The organism is Halosolutus gelatinilyticus, assembly GCF_023028105.1.
Classification (GTDB): Archaea; Halobacteriota; Halobacteria; order Halobacteriales; family Natrialbaceae; genus Halosolutus; species Halosolutus gelatinilyticus.
Genome location: NZ_CP095491.1, coordinates 3,841,819 through 3,862,218, shown reverse-complemented (window position 1 = coordinate 3,862,218; position 20,400 = coordinate 3,841,819). Strand labels below are relative to the sequence as shown.

Sequence of the window (20,400 nt, the reverse complement as noted above, 5' to 3'; positions counted from 1 at the left end):
GGAGATTCTGACGATCCGTCGCATAATCGGTCCTTCTTCGAGAGGAACTATAACTGTCCGCCGGACGAAGGAGCGGTATGGCCGACAGAACCGAGCGCGCTGACGTCGTTATCGTCGGCTGTGGGCCCGGCGGTGCCGTTCTCGGGTACCTCCTCGCGCGGAGCGGCGTGGACGTCGCGCTCGTCGAACGGGCCGCGACCTTCGAACGGGAATACAGAGGGTTCGGCTGGAATCCGGGCGTCATTCGGTTGTTCGACGAGATGGACGTCCTCGACGACGTTCTCGATCTCGCCCACGAGACCGTCACCGAGGGATCGTTCTCGCTCTACGGCGAGGAGGTCACGGTGCTCGACTTCGACCTCCTCGAGACGGACTATCCCTACGCGCTGCTGATGGAGCAGCCGGCGTTGCTCGAGCGTCTCGTCGATCGCGCCGAGACTTACGACGGCTTTTCCTTCCACCCTGCAACGGCCGTTACGGGTATCGTGCGGGACGGATCGGGCGGCGTTGAGGGAGTTCGGGCTCGCAATCGCGAGGTCGACCAGGAGATCCGATTCGAGGCGCCCGTCGCGGTGGGCGCCGACGGTCGGTACTCGACCGTTCGCTCGAGCGCCGACATCGACCCCGGTCTGGTCGAGTCGCCGATCGACCTCGTCTGGTTCAAGCTGCCGCGAGGGGTGGTCGACGCCAGCACCCAGGGGCGAATCGATCGCGACGGCATCCTCGTGTACTTCGGACTGGGCGGCGGCGAACTCCAGATCGGCTACCTCGTCCGAAACGGCGAGTGGCCCGCGATCAGGGATGCGGGCTTCGACGCGTTCCGGGCTCGAGTAGCGGCGATCGATCCGGCGGTCGCCGGGGCGATCGGTGCCCATCTGGACGGCTTCCGCGATACCACGCTTCTGGACGTCGCGCCGGGACTCGCGGACGCGTGGACCCGTGACGGCCTCCTGCTGCTCGGCGACGCCGCCCACGTTGCGAGCCCGATCGGAGCACAGGGAAACCCCCTCGCCGTCGAGGACGCCGTCGTCGCTCACGACCTCCTCGTCGGGGCTCTCGACGAGTCCGCGGGTACCCTGTCCCGGCAGGCGCTTCGCGAGTTCGAAACGCGGCGGCGTCCGAGCGTCGAACGCGTCATCTCGCTGCAGCGGCGCGCCGCGGACAACTTCGCGTTTTGGCTGAAGTACGGCGCGTACGTTCCCCCGCAGGTAGTCCGCGGGTCGGCGACGGCGTTCGGATGGGCGGTCCCGCGTTCGCGTCTCGTCCAGCGGCTGGTCGAGTCGTTCGCGCTCGGCGATCGGACCGTTTCCGTCGCTCGCTCGCACTTCACGGACTGAGCCGCTTCGATGCGGATCACGAGCGGGTTCTCTCGAAACCGCGTCGGCTACGTATCTCGCCGGCCCATCCGGGTACCTCGTCGCCCCGTGCTGACCGCGTAGTTCGGGGACTCTCGCCGACCGTCGGCCTCGAGCGACGCGCCCGCTACTCTTCGAGTCCCTGCGCGAGCACTTCCACGGGGTGGTCGGGCCGCTCGTACCCCTCGAAGTCGCCGATCTGCGTCCGGCAGGAGGTTCCCGGCGCGACGACCGCGTCGTCGCCGCGCTCCGAAAGTTGCTCCCGCAGGATCGACCCGATCGCCCGCGAGAGGTCGTAGTGGTCGGCCTCGTAGCCGAAACTGCCGGCCATGCCGCAGCAGCCCGAGTCGACGGGGTCGACCGCGTAGCCGGTGCGCCTGAGCACGCCGACGGCGTGGTGGTCGGTGCCGCGAGCCTTCTGGTGGCAGTGTCCGTGGTAGGTCACCCGCTCGTCGGTCGCGTCGATCGGGAGCTCCTCGTCGAGCCGGTTGACGTCGAGGTACTCGCAGAGGTCGTAGGCGTTCGCCGCGAGCGTCTCGACCCGATCGTCGTCGAGCAGCGAGCGGTACTCGTCGACCGCCATCGACGCGTCGGAGGGCTCGACGAAGCAGACCGACCAACCGTCGTCGAGGAACGGCTCGAGGTCGTCGAGTAACGCGCGTCCGTCCGCCGCCGCTCGGTCGAGCAGCCCCTGGGAGTAGGCCGCCCGACCGGTCGGACCGAGCTCGGGAACGACCACGCGGACGTTCGCGGCCTCGAGCACGCGGACCGCCGCTTTTCCGACCTCGGAATTCGAGTAGTTCGTGTCCGTGTCCGGGTAGAGGACGACCCGATCGACGGCCGACTCGGCGTCCACCCGCGGCCCTCGCTTCGCGAACCAGTCGACCAGCGACTCCCGTTCGAACGTCGGCAGCGATCGATCGGGAGCGATTCCGGCCGCCTTCTCGAGGACCGTCCGCGAACCGGGGAGACCCGCCGCGCGGTTCGCGACCGGCGCCAGACGGCTCCCGACGGCGGCGAGTCGATCGATGTTCGCGAACAGCCGCTCGCGGAGGGAGACCCCCTCCCGATCGTGATACTGGTGTTTCACCTCGACTTTGAGCTTCGCGAGGTCGACGCCCGTTGGACAGTCGCTCTGACAGCCCTTGCAGCCGATACAGAGGTCGAGCACTTCGGACTGGAACCGATCGGAGTACAGTTCCTCGGGATCGAGCTGGCCGCCGATCGCCGCCCGGAGGAGGTTCGCGCGCCCGCGTGTAGTTGCGATCTCCTCCTCGGTCGCGCGGTAGGTGGGGCACATCACGTCGCCCCCGGTCTGGCGACAGGTACCGCAGCCGTTACAGAGTTCCACGAGGTGCGAGAAGCCGCCGTCGTCCTCGAAATCGAGCGCCGTGGTCGGTTCAAGCGAGGCGTAGTCGGGACCGTACCTGAGATGCTCTCGAATGTCGGTCGGGTCGTCGTCGCGGTAGACGACCTTGCCTGGGTTCATTCGCCAGTCGGGATCGAACGCGGACTTGACCTCCTTGAACGCTTCCCACAGGTCGGGGCCGTACAGTTTGGGGTTGAACTCCGTCCGCGCCAGGCCGTCGCCGTGTTCGCCCGAGAACGCGCCCTCGTGTTCTACCACGAGTGAGGTGACGTCGTCGGCGATCGATCGCATCTTCTCGACGTCGTCTTCGGTCTTGAGGTTGAGAACGGGCCGGATGTGCAGCGTGCCGACGCCCGCGTGGGCGAAGTAGGCGGCCGTCGTGTCGTGGTCGTCGAGGATCTCCTGGAACCCCGCGACGTACTCCGCGAGTTCCGCCGGCGGCACGGAGGCGTCCTCCACGAACGGGTACGGCTTCGGATCGCCGTCCATGCCCATCAACAGGGGAATCGCGGCCTTTCGCAGCTTCCAGAGTCGGTCCCGTTTCGCCTCGCTGAACGCCTCGATCGACTCGAAAGCGCTTCCGTCCCCGTCTCCAACCAGGTGATCGGTCGCGGTCGCGATCGCGTCGGTGAGGTCGTCGAACACCTCGGAATCGAACTCCAGCATCAGCGCCGCCGCGGTGCCCTCGGGGATCGGCTCCGCGTACTCGGCGTACTCCTGGGAGTCGGCGGCGAGGCGAAACACTTCGCTGTCCATGAGTTCGACCGCGCTCGCGTCGAGTTCGAGCGCGTCGGGGACCGCCGCGAGGGCGTCGAGCAGGTCGTCGTAGCAGTAGACGGCGAGCGCGGTCTCGTCGGGCCGGGTGACGAGCGAGAGCGTGGCCTCGACGACGACCCCCAGAGTGCCTTCCGCGCCGACGATCAGCTTCGAGAGGTTGATGACTTCGTTCCCCTCGGCGTCTTCCCGAACGACTTTTTGCAGATTGTAGCCGCTGACACACCGCTTGAGCGTCGGATACCGCTCATCGATCTCGTCGGCGTTGTCCTCGACGATCGCTCGAACGGTGCGGTAGATCGCGGCCTCGCGATCCTCCTTCTCGACGATCCGCTCCCACTCCGGACTGTCGAGGACGACGTCCCGGGTTCGGATCTGCGAGCCGTCCGCGAGGACGACCTCACACTCCTCGACGTAGGCGTCGGTGATGCCGTAGCGCACCGAGTGGGCGCCCGTGGAGTTGTTGCCGATCCCGCCGCCGATCGTCGCCCGGTTCGACGACGCCGGATCCGGTGCGAACCGTAGCCCGTGGGGTTCGAGCGCGTCGTCTAGGTCGTCCTGGACGACCCCCGGCTGGACGATCGCCCGTCGGGTCTCGGGATCGATCTCGCGGATCTCGTCCATGTGACGCGACAGATCGAGCACGACGCAGCCGGGGCCCACGGCCTGCCCGGCGAGCGAGGAGCCGGCCCCGCGGGGCAGTATCGGAACGTCGTGCTCGCTCGCAACTCGAACGGCGGCCCGGACGTCCGCGACGTCCCGCGGGAAGACGATTCCAGCCGGTTCCGCGCCGTAGATACTCCCGTCGGTCGCGTAGAGAACGCGCGTGTACTCGTCGAACCGGACGTCGCCGCGGCAGGCGTCCGCGAGCGCCCGCGCCAGCGCTCCGGGTCCGGATTCGTCGCTCGAGCCGGGTCCGGACGGTCCGGACGCGGCACTCGCCGCTCCGGTTCCGTCGGTCTCGCGGTCCGTCCGCGCGTGGCTCGGTTCCTGGTCGCCCCCGACGTCGCTGTCCTCGACGGCCATATACGACGCCAATCGACGCGGGCGTAGTTAAACTGTGGCACCGATTCACACTTCACGCGTCGGTCTCGCGGTTTCTCGGCGAACGCGATCGGATTCGCCGGCTCGTCGGCGCGGAGACGCGCTACTCGGGGCGTCACAATGGGCGCAAAAAACGCGGGATCGAACGGCTCGTCGCTACGCCGACGGCGTTACTCGAAGTGGTCGAGGCACTTCTCGTACTCTTCGGCGGCCGTGTCCCAGTTGACGACCTCGAAGAAGGCGTCGATGAAGCTGCCGCGGTCCGGGCCGTAATCGTAGTAGTACGAGTGCTCCCAGACGTCGCACGCGAGGATCGGGTGCGAACCCCAGAGCGCGTGGAGGTCGTGGCGATCGACCTTGAGGTTGCGCAGCTGCTTCGCGACTGGATCGTACACCAGCAGCGCCCAGCCGCCGGCGGCGCCCGCTGCGGCTTCGAACTCGCCCTTCCAGGCCTCGTAGGAACCGAAGTCCTCCTCGATGCGGTCGGCGAGTTCCCCCTCGGGTTCGCCGCCGCCGTTCGGCGACATGTTCTCCCAGAACAGCGTGTGGAGGTAGTGGCCACAGCCGTTGTGGGTCACGTTCTCCATCGCGGCCGGCGTCGACTTGAAGTCGCCGTTCTCGCGGTTCTGTGCGAGCTCCTCTTCGGCCGAATTGAGGCCGTTGACGTATCCCTGATGGTGGGTGTCGTGGTGCCAGGTTACGACCTGTTCGGAGATCGACGGTTCGAGCGCGTCGTAATCGTACGGAAGTGGTGGTAGTTCGTGGTCAGGCATGTGATCTCACCTATATCGCTTGTATCGGCATCTCGCTTGTTAAGTTTTGAGGAGTGAAATGATATCACACCTCATAAAGTACCGACTACTGTCGTGTGGTCACCCACACTCGTGTGCAGTGTCTACGAGCCGTATGTTAAACCTTTCAGCGATGCGGTTCCGAACGCGCCCGTCGAGGCGTCGGTTTCACCGGGTTCCGGAGAGTTCCTTGTGCTTTGCGTGTTCCAGCCACTCCTCGAGCGACGGTTGGTGCCAGTATCGGACCGTCTCGCTCCGGAGATCGTACTCGATGAGCCCCGCGTCCTCGAGTTTCGGCAGGTGGACGTGTTGCAGCTCCGTTTTGATCTGGTTCCGTCGCTCTTCCGGGTCGAGATCGGTCTCCCCCTGCAACTGATCGAGCGCCGACACGTTATCGATCAACTCCGCCACCGTCGCGACGCTGTCGGACTGGTCGTGAAGATAGTACAGGGCGTATCTTCGTCGATGCACCGAAAGTATCTCGAAGATCAGGTCCAGCGACGGCGTCGCCTCGACCGCGAGTGACGTCGGCTCACCCTCCGTTTCACGCATCCGCGAACCACCTACCGTAGGTTACCATTCGAAACCACCGGCGTTTGCTACTGCGGCCGACACATTAGATGTTACGTCTCCCTAGAACAATACCTGTGTTCATTCACATACTAACGAGAAAGGAAATATTCGAAGCGCCGACGTTAGCTCTAGCCGGCGTCGATCCGGGCGCGATCGGCGTCAGCGCGCCAGCGGCGCCCGTACCGCGTGATCGGCATCGCCGTTTCGGTTTTAGCGTCGATCGGCCCGATCGCGAGGTTACTCGTAGAGCCACTCGGCGTCGTGCTGGTCGTAGTCGATCAGCTCGTCCTCGTCGAAGTGGATCTCGATCTCGCGTTCGTTCGCGCCTTCGTCCTCGTGATCGGCCGCGTGAACGACGTTCCGACCGAGATCGAGCGCGTAGTCGCCGCGGATCGTTCCCGGAGCGGCTTCGAGCGGGTCGGTCGCGCCGATCATCTGGCGGACCTGCCGGGTGGCGTCCTGGCCCTCCCAGACCATCGGAACGACCGGTCCCGAGGTGATGAACCCGATCAGGTCGTCGAAGAAGGGCTTGTCCTCGTGTTCGGCGTAGTGCTCTTTCGCCCGTGTTTCGGGCATGGTGATCACCTTGATGCCGACCAGCTTGAGACCGCGCTCCTCGAGTCGCGAGACGACCTCGCCGACGAGACCGCGGGCGAACGCGTCGGGTTTGACCATCACGAAGGTCCGCTCGTGGTCGCTCATTCTTCGTCCTCCTCGTCGGCCTCGGCGTCTTCGGCTGCGTCCTCGTTGGTCTCCTCGGCGTCCTCCGCTTCGGTCTCGTCGACCGTTTCGTCGCCGGCGGGAACGTCTTCGTCCTCGTCCTCAGTGACGTCGGCTTCCGTTTTGAGGTCCTCGTCTTCCGCGGCCTCGGCGACCTCGTCCCGGTCGGCTTCCTCGACGGCCGGCGTGTCGGCCTGGGCCGGGCCCTTGCCGCGACGGCCCTGCTCGGTCCACTCGAGGTCGCGCGGCTCGCGACCGAGCTTGTAGTTTTTCTCCGCCTTCGAGTTGACGAAGTGGAGCACAGTACCGTCGTTGCGGACGTACATGATGCCCGTGCCGGGCTCGATCTCTTCGCCCGTGTAGTCGCAGGTGCGTTTCTCCACCATCGTACTATTGTCCTCCAATCGAGTCGGCCTCGCGGGCGGTCTCGCGCAGCTGGAGGATGTCCCCCTCGCGGACCGGCCCGAGGCAGTTTCGAGTGATGATACGTCCCTGGTTCTCGCCCTCCTGGATCCGGCATTTGACCTGCATGGCCTCGCCGTGCATGCCGGTCTTGCCGACGATCTCGATGACCTCGGCGGGCGTGGAACCGTTTTCGTCCTCTTCAGCACTCATCTCTGATCACCTCAGTCGAGGTCCTCGACCTTGCCGGCGATGTCTTCGACGTCGCCGGAGGCCTCTCCGGCGTCGACGATCGCCGCGGCGGCGGAGCCGACCTCGAGGCCGGCGGCGTGGCCGACGTCGTCCTGGGTCTCGATGAAGACGACGGGGATGCCCTTCTCGTCGGCGAGGTCCGGAATGTGCATCACGATCTCCTCCGGGGAGACGTCCTCGGCGACGAAGACGAGGTCGGCGTTGCCGCGCTCGATCGCTTTCGTCGTTTCGTTGGTTCCTTTCTTTACTCGGCCGGTGTCTCGTGCGACCTCGAGCGCCTCGAGGGCGTCCTCGGCGAGGTCGGCTGGGATGTCGGTTGTGACGTATACTGACATGGGTTGTTCACCTCTCCTACGCGTGGGCTCGCGCTCCCCTGCCGACCGGGATTTGCGACCCCGGGCCGGGTTCGATCCGGCGGAAGTCCTGTGAGGCTAGGAGCATCATCAACCCCGCGTAGGGTGTAATACCGTGTAGCGCTGCCCCCCTTAAAAGCGTGTTCAAACCGCTGGGGCCGTGTGACTGCTCCGCACGGCGAATTCGCGACCGATCGTCGGCGTCGGCCGGTGTGGGGTCGATCCGTTCGCAGCGGACGTCGGCCGTCGAACCGGCGGCTCGTCGAAGTCGGCAGCGACGGGGGGAAACGGCCGGCCGGTCGCGAACACCGCAGAATCGTGGGTATCCGTCACACACAACCGGGAGCCTTTTCGGGTGTAATTGACTTGTCGGAGTATGACACAAACCGGGGCGAACGTGGACTTCGAGAGGCTCGAATCGTACCTCACAGCGGAACTGTGCGGCGGCGTGACCGACATCGAGGTGCTTGACGACGGCCTCAATTTGCACCTCGCGATTTCGACGGCGGAAGACGGCCGGACGTACGTCCTCCGTCGGCCGACGAAGTTGCGACGCACCGAGTTGTTCAACGACCTCGAACGGGAGTACGAGCTGTTACAGCGGCTCCGGAGGACCGCGATCCCGGCTCCGGAGCCGGTGCTGTTCTGCGACGACGACTCGATCGTCGGCGACGCGTTTTTCGTGACGCCGTTTCTCGACGGTGCGGTGATCCCGCTCGGTTCGGACCTCCCCGATCGGTTTCGAACCGCCCCTGCGCGCCGTCGAGCGGCAACCCTCCTGATCGATACGCTCGCCGAGATCCACTCGCTCGATCCGGAGCCGTTCGCCGACGTTTGCGAACGGCAACCGCCGCGAGGGCAGGTCGATCGCGCCGCCGAGCGGCTCGGTACCGTGGCGAGCGTAACGGATCTGGACCTCTCGACGCTGCGATCCGTCGGGGAGTGGCTCCGGCGAAACGCTCCGTCGGACCCGACGACGACGCTCGTTCACGGGGATTTCAGGCCGGGGAACGTGCTGTTCGCGGGAACGAACCGACCCGAGATCGCCGGTGTTCTCGACTGGGAAACGGCGATTCTCGGCGACCCGCTGACCGAACTCGGCTACCTGCTGCTCCGCTGGCGGGACGAGGACGACCCGGCGCCGCCGCTCGACGGTCTCGAAGCGCGGTATCCGGACAGCGACGCGATACCGCGGCTGAGAGCGGCGAACGAACGCGGCCTGGCTCCGTTCACGGCAAAACCCGGAAGTCCCGATCGACGGGAACTGGTCGCCCGGTACGAGGACGCGACGGGGATTCCGTTCGAGGACGAACGGTTCTATCGGGCCCACGCGGCGTTTACGCTCGCGACGGTTTGGGCGGATCTTCACCGCCGTCGAGTGGAGGCCGGAACGGAATCCGACTGGGAGCCGCACGTCGAGTACATGTCGATGGTCGCGGACGGCATCGTCGGCGGAGAATTTCGACTGTAGAGACGGACCCGACCGGGCGTTTCGATCGCGCGGCGTAAACGGGTGCAGGCGTCGAGTGTCATTCAATACCACGAACCGGGAGTTGCTACCATTGAAGGCCGCTCCGTCGGCGGCTTTCCACCTCATGCCGCAGACTCACCCGGCGGAGCGACGAACATCATAATCGATGATAAATGATGTGTTCAATATACTCGCAGACGACTACCGTCGCTGTACGCTGATCGCCCTGCTAGAGGAGACCGATCGGCGCGAGGAGACGTCCCGGACGGCGAACCGACATCTTCCCGACGACGTCGCCCTCGGGGAGGCGGGACGCGACAAACGGATACTCGAGTTGCGTCACTGTCACCTCCCGATGCTGGCCGACAGCGAGTTGATCGCGTGGGATCGGGACGCGAACGAAATCGCGAGGGGACCCAGATTCGACGAGGCGAAACCGCTCCTCGAGTTACTGGCCGATCACAGCGACGACTTGCCGGAGGGGTGGGTCGTCACGCCGCCGCTTCGATGAGCGCGGCCCGGCCCGGCGGCCTCGGCGGGAGCCGTCCGCGGTATCGCCTCGGCGCCGAACCGACCGATCGACCGGTTGGACCGGAATCACGACGTCCGGATCGAAACCCCGCTCGTCGGGTTCCGGTGCCTATTACTCTCGACCGCCACGATACGATCGTATGGACGTGGACGTCGTCGGACTCGCCGGGTCGCTCGCGACCGAGGCGCGGGGAACGAACGAGCGGCGGGTGCTCGTCCTCGCGGGCGATCGGCAGCGCGGGTACGAGGCCCTCGAGGACGTCCTCGCGAGCCTCCCGGTTCCGATCACGCGGACGACGCTCGTCGGGCCGACGGACGAGCTCCGCTGCGAGCACCTGCCACAGTCTACCGCCGGCGAACTGCTCGGAACGACGCGCGATGTCGTCGCGATCGACTGCCACGAACAGCTCCGACCCAACGCGCTCGGAACGGTCGTCGGCACCGTCGACGGCGGCGGATTGCTCGTCCTCCTGACGCCGACGCTGGCGGACTGGCCGGACCGACGCGACGGGTTCGACGAGTCGCTGGCCGTCCCGCCGTTCGCGCTGTCCGACGTCACGGGTCGGTTCCGGCGTCGACTCGTCGAAACGCTTCGCGCACACCGAGGCGTCGCGATCGTCGACCTCGATCGCGACAAGCTCGTCGACGACGGACTCACCCGGCCCGCTCCGAAGCTGGCGGCCGAGGCGTCGTCGATCGACGCGCCCGCCGACCGCCGATTTCCGGCTGCCGCCTACGAGGCCTGTCTCACGGCCGATCAGGTCGAGGCCGTCCGCGCGTTCGAATCGCTGCTCGGCGAGGACCGCGACGGCGAGTCGAGTCCGGACGCCCCGCGGGCGGTCGTCCTCGAAGCCGATCGCGGCCGGGGGAAGTCGAGCGCAGCGGGATTGGCAGCGGGGGCGTTCGCCGCCGACGGGCGGGACGTGCTCGTCACCGCGCCCCGGTTCCGAAACGCGCGGGAGGTGTTCGATCGATCGATCGACCTCTGTGAAACGCTCGACGGAGTGGCCGCCACGGTCGCCGATTCGACGCGGATCGAGACGAGTACCGGGGGCCGGATCAGGTTCTACGATCCGACCGAGGCCGTCGATCGGCTCGAGACGGCCGACGCGGTGATCGTCGACGAGGCGGCTGCGCTTCCCGTCTCGGTCCTCGAATCCCTGCTCGCCGCCGATCGGATCGCGTTCGCGACGACGATCCACGGCTACGAGGGCGCCGGCCGCGGCTTCTCGGTTCGGTTCCGCGATCGGTTGGCCGAGAGCGACCACGAGGTCACGGACCGCACGATGACCGAACCGATCAGGTACGCCGCCGGCGATCCGATCGAGGCGTGGGCGTTCCGCGCCCTGCTGCTCGACGCGCGACCGCCGGTCGACTCGCTCGTGGCGGACGCAAAACCGGATTCGGACGCGATCGAGTACCGGTGCCTCGATCCCGACGCACTTCTCGCGAACGAGGTTCTCCTCCGCGAAGCCTTCGGCCTGCTCGTGCTCGCTCACTACCGAACCGAGCCGAACGACCTCGCCCGCCTCCTCGACGCGCCGAACCTCGAGGCGCGGGCGCTGCTCTCCGACGGCCACGTCGTCAGCGTGGCTCTGCTGGCCCGCGAGGGGAACCTCGCAAGCGAGACGCGAGCGATGATGTACGAGGGCGGCCGCGTCCGCGGCAACATGCTTCCGGACGTGCTCACGAGCCAGTTGCGCGACGAGACGGCGGGAACGCCGGCCGGGATTCGCGTCGTCCGGATCGCGACCCACCACGCCGTCCGATCGCGGGGACTCGGCTCCCGGCTCCTCGCGGAGATTCGGGACGAGTTCGAATCGACCGTCGACTGGCTCGGCACCGGCTTCGGCGCGACGCCCGGTCTGGTGGACTTCTGGCGCGAGAACGGGTACGGGACGGTACACGTCTCCACGACGCGCAACGACGCCAGCGGCGAGTACTCGGCGATCATGCTCGCACCCACGAGCGACGAGGGCCGCGACCTGTACGATCGCCACGCCGGGTGGTTCGTCCGGCGGTTCGCCGCGGTCTGTTCGGACGCGCTCGCGGACCTGGACCCGGACGTGGCCCGCGCCGTGCTCCGGAGCGCGGACGCGACGCCGCCGATCGACCTGACCGATCGCGAGTGGCGCGTCGTCGCGGGGGCCGCCTACGGACCCGGCCTGTTCGACGTCGACCCCGGGCCGTTCCGCGAACTGGTCGTTCGGTACTTCGTCGACGATCCGGACGCGATCGACCTGACCGATCGCGAGGAGCGGCTGCTCGTCACGCGCGTCCTGCAGGGGCGCGACTGGAGCGCGATCGCGGCGGACCTCGGGTACCCTTCGCCCGGACAGTGTATGCGGGCGCTGGGCGACGCGTGCTGTCCGCTGGTCGACCGCTACGGAACGGACGCGGCGCTCGAGGTTCGCGATCGGTTCGCCGATCGATAACCGGCTTCGGCCGCCGCACTCGGCCGGGTGCTAGGAGGTTAGGCGCCGACTCGCCAAAGGACGAATTCCGGCAGGAGGCCGAGAACCCAGGCAACCAGTCGCCAGCGGCGGGTCACGTAGGCGTGGCCCCGTTCCGTCTCGATCGCGCGGACGATCTGGTTCGCCGCGGTCTCCGGCGAACACTCCCAGAAGCTTCCGTACGAGAGGTCGGTGTCGACGAACCCGGGTTCGATCGTCGTGATCGCCACGTCGGCGTCGCTGCCCACCTGCCTGTACCGAAGCCCTTCGAGGTAGGTGGAGACGGACGCCTTCGAGGCGCCGTACGCCGGCGCGTCGGAGCTTCCGGCGTGGGCGGCGACCGACGAGATTCCGACGAGGTGGCCATCCGCGTCGCTCGCGTAATCCGGGTTGATCTCGAGTATTCGATCGCGGCCGTCGCGATCGCGGCGAACCCGCGGACGTTCACGTCGATCGTCTCCCGTTCCTTCGCCCGGTCGAGGTCGCGATTGAGGGAGGCCACCCCGGCGCTGATGACGACGAGATCGACCGACGGCATCGCAGCGGCGAGTTCGAAAAACCCCTGTCGGGCGTCCTCGGGGTCGGTCACGTCCATCGTCGCGGCGTAGGCCTTCGTCGGCAACTCGACGCCGATCGCCTTCAGCCGGTCGGTGCGTCGCGCCGCCAGTCCGATCTCGCACCCGTCTTCGGCGAGCTTCCGCGCGAGCGCCTCGCCGATCCCCGAGGACGGCCGACGATGATTGCTCGCTGCATACGGCCCCGTTTTCGAACCGACGGCATAACGGCGCTGGTCGGACGCGGGCGTTCGACGGCGTGTACTGTCACGGACCGAACCGGAGGCTGGTGTTCCCCGCCGGCGACGGCGAGCGGCCTGACCGGGTTTCCGGTCGAACCGATCGCCCGCCGCGGTATCGAATCGAGGGAAACAACAGGTATTTGACTCGATACGCCCTCCGGTCGAATATGGTCGAGACCGTCGCGATCCTCGCGATCGCCTTGCTCGTCGCCGGCGTCGTCGGCACGATCGTCCCCCTCGTTCCCGGCGGTCTGCTCTCGCTTTCGGGGCTGTATCTCTACTGGTGGCACTCCGGTTTCGCAGAGCCGGGGCTGCTCACGCTCGCCGTCCTCACCTCGCTCGGCGTGCTGACGATGCTCGTCGAGTTCTTCGGCGGCTCGATCGCGGCGAAAGCCGGCGGCGCCTCCTGGGGAACCACCGCCGCGGCGGCCGTCGTCGGGATCGTCCTGATGATCGTCACTGGCCCGCTGGGCCTGCTCGTCGGCCTGTTCGGCACCGTCTTCGCCCTCGAATTCGCCCGCGATCGGGACCTGAATCGGAGCGGGCGATCGGCGCTGTACGCGACCGCCGGCATGCTCGCGTCGACGGCCGCCCAGGCGCTGCTGACGATCACGATCCTGGTCGGCTTCCTGATCGCCGTCTTTCTTTTCTGAGTGGTATCGTAACGGCACACGCCACCCGTGTATAGCCTCTACTTGCAACGGACTCCAATAGCTATACGGTAAACTAACGTGAATGTTATTCCGGAAGCCATCTCCAACGAGTCGCAGGGGGCATGCGCCGAAATGCCCCGGGTGGTGGAGCACCCGAGACTGGCTTCCAACCCGAGATGGTTCAAAGCCATGCTACGCTTGTTACTCCCGAGACATAAACGTCTCGCACGACGACAGTACCACTCGCGAACAGCTACGCCGCTCGACTCGTCCGGTCGGTGGCGACGGCGACGATCGAGCGAGCAGTCGGATCGCTTGCGGCCGCGCGAGCGATCGGGCCGGTATCGGGAGGATTGATGACCGACGGCGCTTCGACGGACCTGTCGAGCACACGGTGTTTCGGTTGCGACGCGCCGATCGCAGTGGTTTCGGGAACCGGACCACACGAGTTCGTCGCCGCGCCGTGTGGCTGTCGGGTCTCGCCCGAAACGCTCGGCCATACCCGCGATCGGGATCGGAGCGCGAACGGGTAGGAAACGGGATCGGGGTGCGACGGGCACCCGACTGCCGTTTTTTGAGAAACTCGACCGGTCGAGACGGGACGATCGTTGAGTAGTCGTTCGCACTGCTCACCGCGTTCCCCGCTATTCGGGGGACGCGAAACCGGTGATTCGCTCCGTGGGTGAGGTGGAAGTCACCGAGTAGAAGTAGCGACGGCCGGGAGCGTAAACGAGAAGGTTGCCCCTTCGCCCGGTTCGGAGTCGACCCAAATGTCGCTGTCGTGACGCTCGACGATCCGCTGACAGAGCGCGAGGCCGATGCCCGAGCCCGGATACTCCTCGCGGGTGTGCAGCCGGTGAAAGACGTCGAAAATACGGTCTTGTTCGTCGGGAGCGATTCCGATCCCCTCGTCGCGGACGGAAACGAGCCACTCGGGTCCGTCTCGTTCGGCCGACGCATGTATTCGCGGCGGCTCGTCGCCGCTGTACGTGATCGCGTTGTCCACGAGGTTCTGGAACAGCTGGCGGACCTGCCTTCGGTCGGCGCGGACCCGTGGAAGCGGGTCGGCGGTCACGTCGGCGTCGCTTTCGTTGATCTGAATCGCGAGGTCGCCGAGCACCTCGTCGAATACCGCATCGAGGTCGACGGGTTCGAGCGGCCGGCCGTGCGTCTCAACGCGTGAGTATTCGAGTAAGGCTTCGATCATCGAACGCATCCGATCGGCGCCGTTGATGGCGAACTCCAGGAATTCCTCGCCGTCCTTGTCGAAATCGTCTCCGTAGCGTTGTTCGATCAGTCTGAGATAACTCGAGACCATCCGCAGTGGCTCCTGCAGGTCGTGGGAGGTCGCGTAGGCGAACTGCTCGAGGCGCTCGTTGGACGCCTCGAGCTTTTCGATCGTCTCCTCGAGTCGCTGTTGGTACTTCTTCCGTTCGGTGATATCGGTGAGGGCGCCGGGGAATCGCACCGGTTCGCCGTCTTCGTCGCATTCGACGTGACCGCGAGCGACCACCCACCGAAGGTTGCCGTCGATGTTGCGCGTGCGATACTCCGCTTCGTACTCTCCGCAGGATCTAAGGGCCGCTTCGATCTTCGTCGTGACGCGTTCACGATCCTCCTCGTAGATCGACGAGACGAATCGTTCGAGCGGAACCCCCTCGCGAGCCTGATCGGGATCGACGCCGAACTGCCGAGCGAGCGAGGAACCCGCGACGAATCGATCCTCGGGGACGTACCACTCCCAGGTCCCGACGGCGCCCGCTTCGGTCGCGGCCTCGAGCTGCGCTTTCGCGTCCTCCAGGAACCGTTCGCGTTCCTTTTGGTCGGTGATGTCCTGGGCCATCGTCATTACCGCGAAGACGACGCCGCTATCGTCCCTGATCGGGGCGAGGTGAATGCGCCACTCACGATCGGTGTATTCGACGTCGACGACTCGCTCCTCGCCGGCGAGTGCGTCCTCGTACGCCGGTTCGACGGCGGTGGCTACCTCGCCAGCAAAGGCTTCTTCGATCGTCTGCCCTTCGAGTTCGGCGCCGGAGATCGGAAGGTCGTCGAACGCTTGTCCCGCGGCGAGGGTAAATCGGCGCTCCGTGTCGAGCATCGTGACCGCGCCGTTAGGGAACGACTCCGCGAGGGTTCGGTACTGCTGTTCGCGCCGCTCGAGTTTTCGTTCGCGACGCCGGCGCTCGAGTTCGTATTTCACCCACTGCCCCATCGATTGGAGGAAGGTGTGTTCGGCCTCGGAAAACGACCGATCGCGGCCGCCGGAGCCGACGAAGAAAAACGTCCTGTCGGGGCCGTTTTCGACGCCGATGTAGGTGCCGATGTACGCCCGGATTCCGAACTCTTGATAGACGAAGATGTCGTCGTATCCTTCTCGTTTCGGGTCGGCGACGCTTCCGGCCGCCTTGATCTCGGTCGCGGCGGTGCAGTAGGTTTCCGAGAGCGGCAGCGTCACCCCCGGTTCGAAGTGGTCGTGTTCGTCGCTGACGACTTCGACCTCGAATACGTCCTCGTCGGTGTCGACGTATGCCATCGCCCCGAGCTCGAGGTCGAATCGCTCGCAACCCAGTTCGAAGAGGGCCTGTAACTTTTCGTCGAACGATCGGTCGGGGTCCGCAATGATCTCGTTTTGTCGCTGCAGGTATCCTTCTCGTTCCCGCAATTGAACTCTCGCGTGGGTCCGATCCCGGAGCGTTCCCAGCATCCGCTCGAGTTCGCGTTTCGGGCGTTCGGGTCCGCAGAACTCCTCGGCTGGAATATAATAGAAGTTGTGACAGACGGTGTTGTCGTAGATGAGGTGCGGGTGGACTCGGACGACGTCGCAGAGCGTGTCCGGCGGGAACGCCTCGCAGTCGTACTGACAGATCGCGATCGCGTCCTCGCCCTCGAAGAGCGCGTTCACCTTACTTTCGTAGGCCATGACCTCGTCGATCGCAACGTCCGCGTCGAGGATCCACGACATCTCCGCGATCACTCGGAACCCCTCGCACTCGTCGGTCGACTCCGCTATGAGGTCGCCGTAGACCGACAGCATCTCGTCGACGTTGAACGACCCGCCCTCGAGATAGGTGTCCTGAACGGTCTCGAAGGCCAACGCTCCTTCGTCGAGCGCGGCGTCGACGTCGACCCCCTCGTCCTGAAGCGCCGTCTGCGTCTCTTCTATCGAGTCTTCTTCGGCGACGTACAGACATCGCTCGCCTCGGTCGAGTCCCTGCTGAATAACCGGACACGTAGCCGCGAATTGCTCTTCTTCGGTGTTGTGAAGCAGCGCGAGATGATCGTTCTGATAGGTGTCGAGCGATTCGATGCTCCCCCGAAACTCGGAACTGGTCCGTAGCGCCTCGAGAGATTCCTCGAGGGTCAGGACGTCAACAGTAGATGATTGAAACTCCTTCCCCATGTACTATCGAGTTGCTTTTTGTAGTGAGTCAGTCGGTTTAACCGCCACGCCCGTACTCGAATCCCCCTGTGACGGATCATACAGGATCGGTGACGCATTCTCGTCGAACTGTTTTCGGCGTATCGTGCGGATCGTAATAAATTCTTTCCCGTGTGCTACGTTGGTGCTCCGTCTCGACCGGGGCTTTCGCGCTTGGTCGCGAATTACGACGCCGTGAAACGCTCCGCCGAGGTAGCGATCGAATGCGGTCATCGGACGGGGGAAACACTGAAACTATAGGTCGCGTGCACACGACCATGGAGTGTTCCGAAGCCGACTGCGATCGGTCCGCCGCAGTCGAGTTACACGTCCCGTGGGCCGAGAACAGGTACGTCTGTGCCGCTCACGCGCGCGTGCTCGGTCGACGGGACGGGGTCGTCGCCGATCCGTTGCCCGATCGGGGCGACGACCTGCTCGGGTGACGATCGAGTGCTCGAGAAGGGAAAATCGGGTGGTTCGATCGCGATCAGGGGTGCGCGTAGTAGACGACGGTCTCGTCGTCCTCGTGCCGATCGATTCTCGCGAAGCCGACGCGCTCGAACTGAATGACCTCGTCCGGTTCGAGGTCGGCGACGCCGGGTTCCGCGCGGCCGCCCACGCCGCCCTCGGGCGTCCGCATGCGAACCGGGACGCTCTGGCTCGCCGGTACCCAGTGGACGACGTCGACGTCGCCCTCACGGACCACGTCGATGTCCTCGCCGGTGTACTGGAGCGCGTCGCGAGTGTACTGGAAACAGCCCAGCCCCTTGAGCCAGACGCGCTCCTCGCGCTGCGGGACGTCACCGGGTTCGAGCAACACGGCGTCGCCGACTGGAATTTCGCGGACACCGCGATCCTCGTGGTCGGGGTGCAGCGGCGGGTTCGCTTCCTCGGGCGGGCTGCCGCCCAGCGGGAGTTCGGTTCCCCCGCGGACGAGGAACCGCCGATCGCTCTCGTCGTCGATCAGTTCGCGGTTGTTCGCGTAGATCGAACTCATCGCGAGGTCGACGTCGCTGGTCGAGGTGCCGAGGGCGACCATCGCGTCGACGATCGCCTCACCGCGGATGCCCCGGCGGCGCAGACTCCTGATCGTCGGCGCGCGCGCGTCGTCCCAGCCGTCGAGTTCGCCCTTCTCGATCAGTTCCGAGATGGTGGAGGTGCTCATCTTCACGTCGTAGTCGTCGAGCTGGACGTGGCCCCAGTGGACGACCTCCGGATACTCCCACCCGAAATACTCGTAGACGAACCGCTGGCGCTTCGCCGAATCCTGGAGGTCGATTCCGCGGATGATGTGCGTGATCCCGATGAGGTGATCGTCGACTCCCGACTGGAAGTCGAGCATCGGCCAGCAGCGGTACTCGCTTACCTCCTCGCGGGGGTGCGGCGTGTCGATCATGCGGAAGGCGACCCAGTCGCGCAGGGCCGGATTCTTGTGCTCGATGTCCGTCTTCACGCGGAGCACCATCTCGCCGCTGTCGTACGCCCCGTCGATCATGGCCTCGAACTCCTCGCGCACCGTCTCGACGTCCTTGTCGCGGTGGGGGCACGGCTCGCCTGCATTCTTCAGCTCAGAGAACGCCTCGCCCGAGCAGGAACAGGTGTAGGCGCCGCCCAGGGCGATCAGTTCGCGGGCGTGGTCGTAGTAGGTCTCGAGCCGATCGCTCGCCCGGTAGACCGCGTCGGGTTCGAAACCCAGGTACTCGAGATCCTCCAGAATCGCGTCGTAGGCATCGATGTCGGGCCGTTTCGTCTCGGGATCGGTGTCGTCGAATCGGACGCAGAACCAGCCGTCGTACCGATCGCGATAGGTGCCGATGACGGCGGGCATCCGGGCGTGACCGACGTGCCAGGGACCGTTCGGGTTGGGCGCGCACCGCATCCGGATCTCGTCGTACTCCTCGGCGTTCGGCAGCGACGGGAGGTCGTGTTCGTCCGCCTCGTCCTCGGCTTCGATCTCGGCCAGTTCTTCGGGTGCGAGATCCTCGAGCCGATCGCGCTTTTCGTCGTAGTCGAGGTCGTTGACCCGACCGACCACGCCGCCGACGATTCCCGGCACCGCGTCAGCGTGTTCGCGGAAGTCAGGGTTGTCGCCCATCAGCGGTCCCATCACCGCGCCGACGTCGGCGTCGCTCTCGTGTTTGACCGCGTTCAACAGCGCGTGCTTCTCGGCTTCGCGTTCTACACGCTCGCGTAACTCGTCGTCCATTACCGGGCGGTATTCGCCCGTGGGCCAAAACAGCCGCGATGTCGCCCGCTCGATCGTCGGTCTCCGTCGCGAGCCGCGCAAAACGATCCGAGCGGAATCGAGACGCGAGTCCCGAGCTGCGATCGGAATCGAGTTCCGAGTTGCCGCCCCAAATCGCCGTCGTCGACGCGACGTCAGTACCCGCGTTCGATCAGATAGTCCGCGAGTTCGAACAGGAGGGCGCGGGCCTCGTTGTCCGGCACGGTTTCGAGGCGCGACTTGCCCCGTTCGACCAGTTCGCGGGCGGTGTCGTTGGCGTAGGAGATCGAGCCGACGGACTCGAGTTCGGCGACCGCGTCGTCGATTTCGGCCTCGCTGACGGCGTCGACGTCGTCCGTGCCGACTAACGCGTCGACGTCGACGCCCTGATCGCGGGCGTGGACCGTGATCAACGTCTGTTTGTTCTCCACGAGGTCGCTACCGCGCTGTTTGCCGAGTTTCTCGCTCGGCACCGTCAGGTCGAGGACGTCGTCCTGGATCTGGAACGCCCGGCCGACGTCGAGGCCGTACCCGTAGAGGGCGTCGACCGTCTCCCCGTCGGCGCCGAGCAACACTGCGGGGAGACACGCCGAGGCGGCGTACAGCACCGCCGTCTTCTGTTCGACCATCTCGAGGTATTCCTCCGGTGAGACGTCCTCGCGCGACTCGAAGGTCACGTCGAGCGACTGCCCCTCGCAGATCTTCGTACAGGTTGTCGCGAGCACGTCAAGGGCTTCGACCGATCGGTCGGCTTTCGCGCCCGTCTCGAGCATGATCTCGAACGCCTTCGAGTAGAGCGTATCGCCCGCGAGGATCGCCGTCTCGAGATCGTACTCCCGGTGGACGGCGGGGACGCCCCGTCGGAGGTCGTCGTCGTCCATGATGTCGTCGTGGATCAGCGTGAACGACTGGATGACCTCGACGCTGACGGCGGCGGCCATGATGTCGATCACGTCCGGTCCGTCGACTTCCTCGAGCGTGGGGAACTCCCGGTAATCCGCGCTCAACGGCTCGACGTCGACCAGCGCCTCGGCCGCCGTCAGCAGGACGGTCGGCCGGAGGCGCTTCCCGCCGGCGTCAAGCAGGTAGCGCGACGCCTCGTAGAGGCGCTCGGGGCGCTGGATCGGGAGTTCGTCCGGGATCGCCTCGTTGACTCGCTCACGGCGCTTCCGGACCGCTTCGAGCACCGCCTTCTCTCGTGCCTCCGGACTGGTCATG

Annotated in this window: 16 protein-coding genes and 2 pseudogenes; 6 read left to right on the top strand and 12 right to left on the bottom strand. The window is 66.0% G+C overall.

The genetic code is table 11. The features are described 5' to 3' along the window. Nucleotides 1-77 precede the first annotated feature (77 nt). Entirely contained in the window at nucleotides 78-1,337 is a 1,260-nt protein-coding gene (locus MUH00_RS19050) for an FAD-dependent monooxygenase (RefSeq protein WP_247001334.1), read from the top strand. A gap of 145 nt (nucleotides 1,338-1,482) precedes the next feature. On the opposite strand, the gene MUH00_RS19045 is transcribed toward MUH00_RS19050, so the two are convergent. The 7 genes from MUH00_RS19045 to rpl7ae form a co-directional block, all read right to left on the bottom strand. Next, nucleotides 1,483-4,524 (bottom strand): FAD-binding and (Fe-S)-binding domain-containing protein, encoded by a 3,042-nt coding sequence (locus MUH00_RS19045; RefSeq protein ID WP_247001332.1) that lies wholly within the window; start codon nucleotides 4,522-4,524, stop codon nucleotides 1,483-1,485. Between the two features lie 188 nt (nucleotides 4,525-4,712). After that, nucleotides 4,713-5,315, bottom strand: coding sequence for a superoxide dismutase (gene sod / locus MUH00_RS19040; RefSeq protein ID WP_247001330.1), 603 nt, complete (start codon nucleotides 5,313-5,315; stop codon nucleotides 4,713-4,715). Nucleotides 5,316-5,501: 186 nt separating this feature from the next. Continuing rightward, the gene (locus MUH00_RS19035; RefSeq protein ID WP_247001328.1) at nucleotides 5,502-5,885 is read right to left on the bottom strand and encodes a DUF7344 domain-containing protein; all 384 of its coding nucleotides are present in this window, start codon (nucleotides 5,883-5,885) and stop codon (nucleotides 5,502-5,504) included. A gap of 258 nt (nucleotides 5,886-6,143) precedes the next feature. Continuing rightward, a complete protein-coding gene (ndk, locus tag MUH00_RS19030) occupies nucleotides 6,144-6,608 on the bottom strand; it encodes a nucleoside-diphosphate kinase (RefSeq protein ID WP_247001326.1) in 465 nt (154 codons plus the stop codon). Continuing rightward, nucleotides 6,605-7,012: a 50S ribosomal protein L24e gene (locus tag MUH00_RS19025; protein WP_247001324.1), complete on the bottom strand. Its 408-nt coding sequence runs from the start codon at nucleotides 7,010-7,012 to the stop codon at nucleotides 6,605-6,607. The genes ndk and MUH00_RS19025 overlap by 4 nt, the downstream gene beginning before the upstream one ends. Before the next feature lie 4 nt (nucleotides 7,013-7,016). Next, nucleotides 7,017-7,241: a 30S ribosomal protein S28e gene (locus MUH00_RS19020; RefSeq protein WP_247001323.1), complete on the bottom strand. Its 225-nt coding sequence runs from the start codon at nucleotides 7,239-7,241 to the stop codon at nucleotides 7,017-7,019. An 11-nt stretch (nucleotides 7,242-7,252) separates the two neighbouring features. Beyond that, nucleotides 7,253-7,615, bottom strand: coding sequence for a 50S ribosomal protein L7Ae (rpl7ae, locus tag MUH00_RS19015; protein ID WP_247001321.1), 363 nt, complete (start codon nucleotides 7,613-7,615; stop codon nucleotides 7,253-7,255). 394 nt (nucleotides 7,616-8,009) lie between these two features. Here rpl7ae and MUH00_RS19010 point away from each other — a divergent pair, with 394 nt between their 5' ends. The 3 genes from MUH00_RS19010 to tmcA all read left to right on the top strand — a co-directional run bounded on the left by MUH00_RS19010 (nucleotide 8,010) and on the right by tmcA (nucleotide 12,070). Further along, the gene (locus MUH00_RS19010; protein WP_247001319.1) at nucleotides 8,010-9,104 is read left to right on the top strand and encodes a phosphotransferase family protein; all 1,095 of its coding nucleotides are present in this window, start codon (nucleotides 8,010-8,012) and stop codon (nucleotides 9,102-9,104) included. Nucleotides 9,105-9,270: 166 nt separating this feature from the next. After that, nucleotides 9,271-9,615: a DUF7344 domain-containing protein gene (locus MUH00_RS19005; protein WP_247001317.1), complete on the top strand. Its 345-nt coding sequence runs from the start codon at nucleotides 9,271-9,273 to the stop codon at nucleotides 9,613-9,615. 85 nt (nucleotides 9,616-9,700) lie between these two features. Beyond that, nucleotides 9,701-12,070, top strand: a complete 2,370-nt coding sequence (gene tmcA / locus MUH00_RS19000; protein WP_425603058.1) for a tRNA(Met) cytidine acetyltransferase TmcA — start codon at nucleotides 9,701-9,703, stop codon at nucleotides 12,068-12,070. Nucleotides 12,071-12,108: 38 nt separating this feature from the next. Here tmcA and MUH00_RS18995 read toward each other — a convergent pair. Next, a pseudogene (locus MUH00_RS18995) lies at nucleotides 12,109-12,841 on the bottom strand (SDR family NAD(P)-dependent oxidoreductase). A 210-nt stretch (nucleotides 12,842-13,051) separates the two neighbouring features. Between MUH00_RS18995 and MUH00_RS18990 the strand changes: the two are divergent. Further along, entirely contained in the window at nucleotides 13,052-13,537 is a 486-nt protein-coding gene (locus MUH00_RS18990) for a DUF456 domain-containing protein (protein WP_247001314.1), read from the top strand. A 694-nt stretch (nucleotides 13,538-14,231) separates the two neighbouring features. Here the strand turns inward: MUH00_RS18990 and MUH00_RS18985 are convergent. Continuing rightward, nucleotides 14,232-15,638 (bottom strand): sensor histidine kinase, encoded by a 1,407-nt coding sequence (locus MUH00_RS18985; RefSeq protein WP_247004022.1) that lies wholly within the window; start codon nucleotides 15,636-15,638, stop codon nucleotides 14,232-14,234. Then, nucleotides 15,615-16,940 (bottom strand): annotated as a pseudogene (locus tag MUH00_RS18980) (MEDS domain-containing protein); the annotation flags it as partial. The gene MUH00_RS18985 and the pseudogene MUH00_RS18980, both read right to left, overlap by 24 nt. Before the next feature lie 296 nt (nucleotides 16,941-17,236). On the opposite strand from MUH00_RS18980, the gene MUH00_RS18975 reads away from it, so the two are divergent. Then, a complete protein-coding gene (locus MUH00_RS18975) occupies nucleotides 17,237-17,401 on the top strand; it encodes a DUF8014 family protein (protein ID WP_247001312.1) in 165 nt (54 codons plus the stop codon). Nucleotides 17,402-17,445: 44 nt separating this feature from the next. Here the strand turns inward: MUH00_RS18975 and MUH00_RS18970 are convergent, their stop codons facing one another. Both MUH00_RS18970 and idsA3 read right to left on the bottom strand, forming a co-directional pair. Then, nucleotides 17,446-19,164, bottom strand: a complete 1,719-nt coding sequence (locus MUH00_RS18970; RefSeq protein ID WP_247001310.1) for a glutamate--tRNA ligase — start codon at nucleotides 19,162-19,164, stop codon at nucleotides 17,446-17,448. Nucleotides 19,165-19,337: 173 nt separating this feature from the next. Next, a complete protein-coding gene (gene idsA3, locus MUH00_RS18965; RefSeq protein ID WP_247001302.1) occupies nucleotides 19,338-20,399 on the bottom strand; it encodes a geranylfarnesyl diphosphate synthase in 1,062 nt (353 codons plus the stop codon). Nucleotide 20,400: the final 1 nt, after the last annotated feature.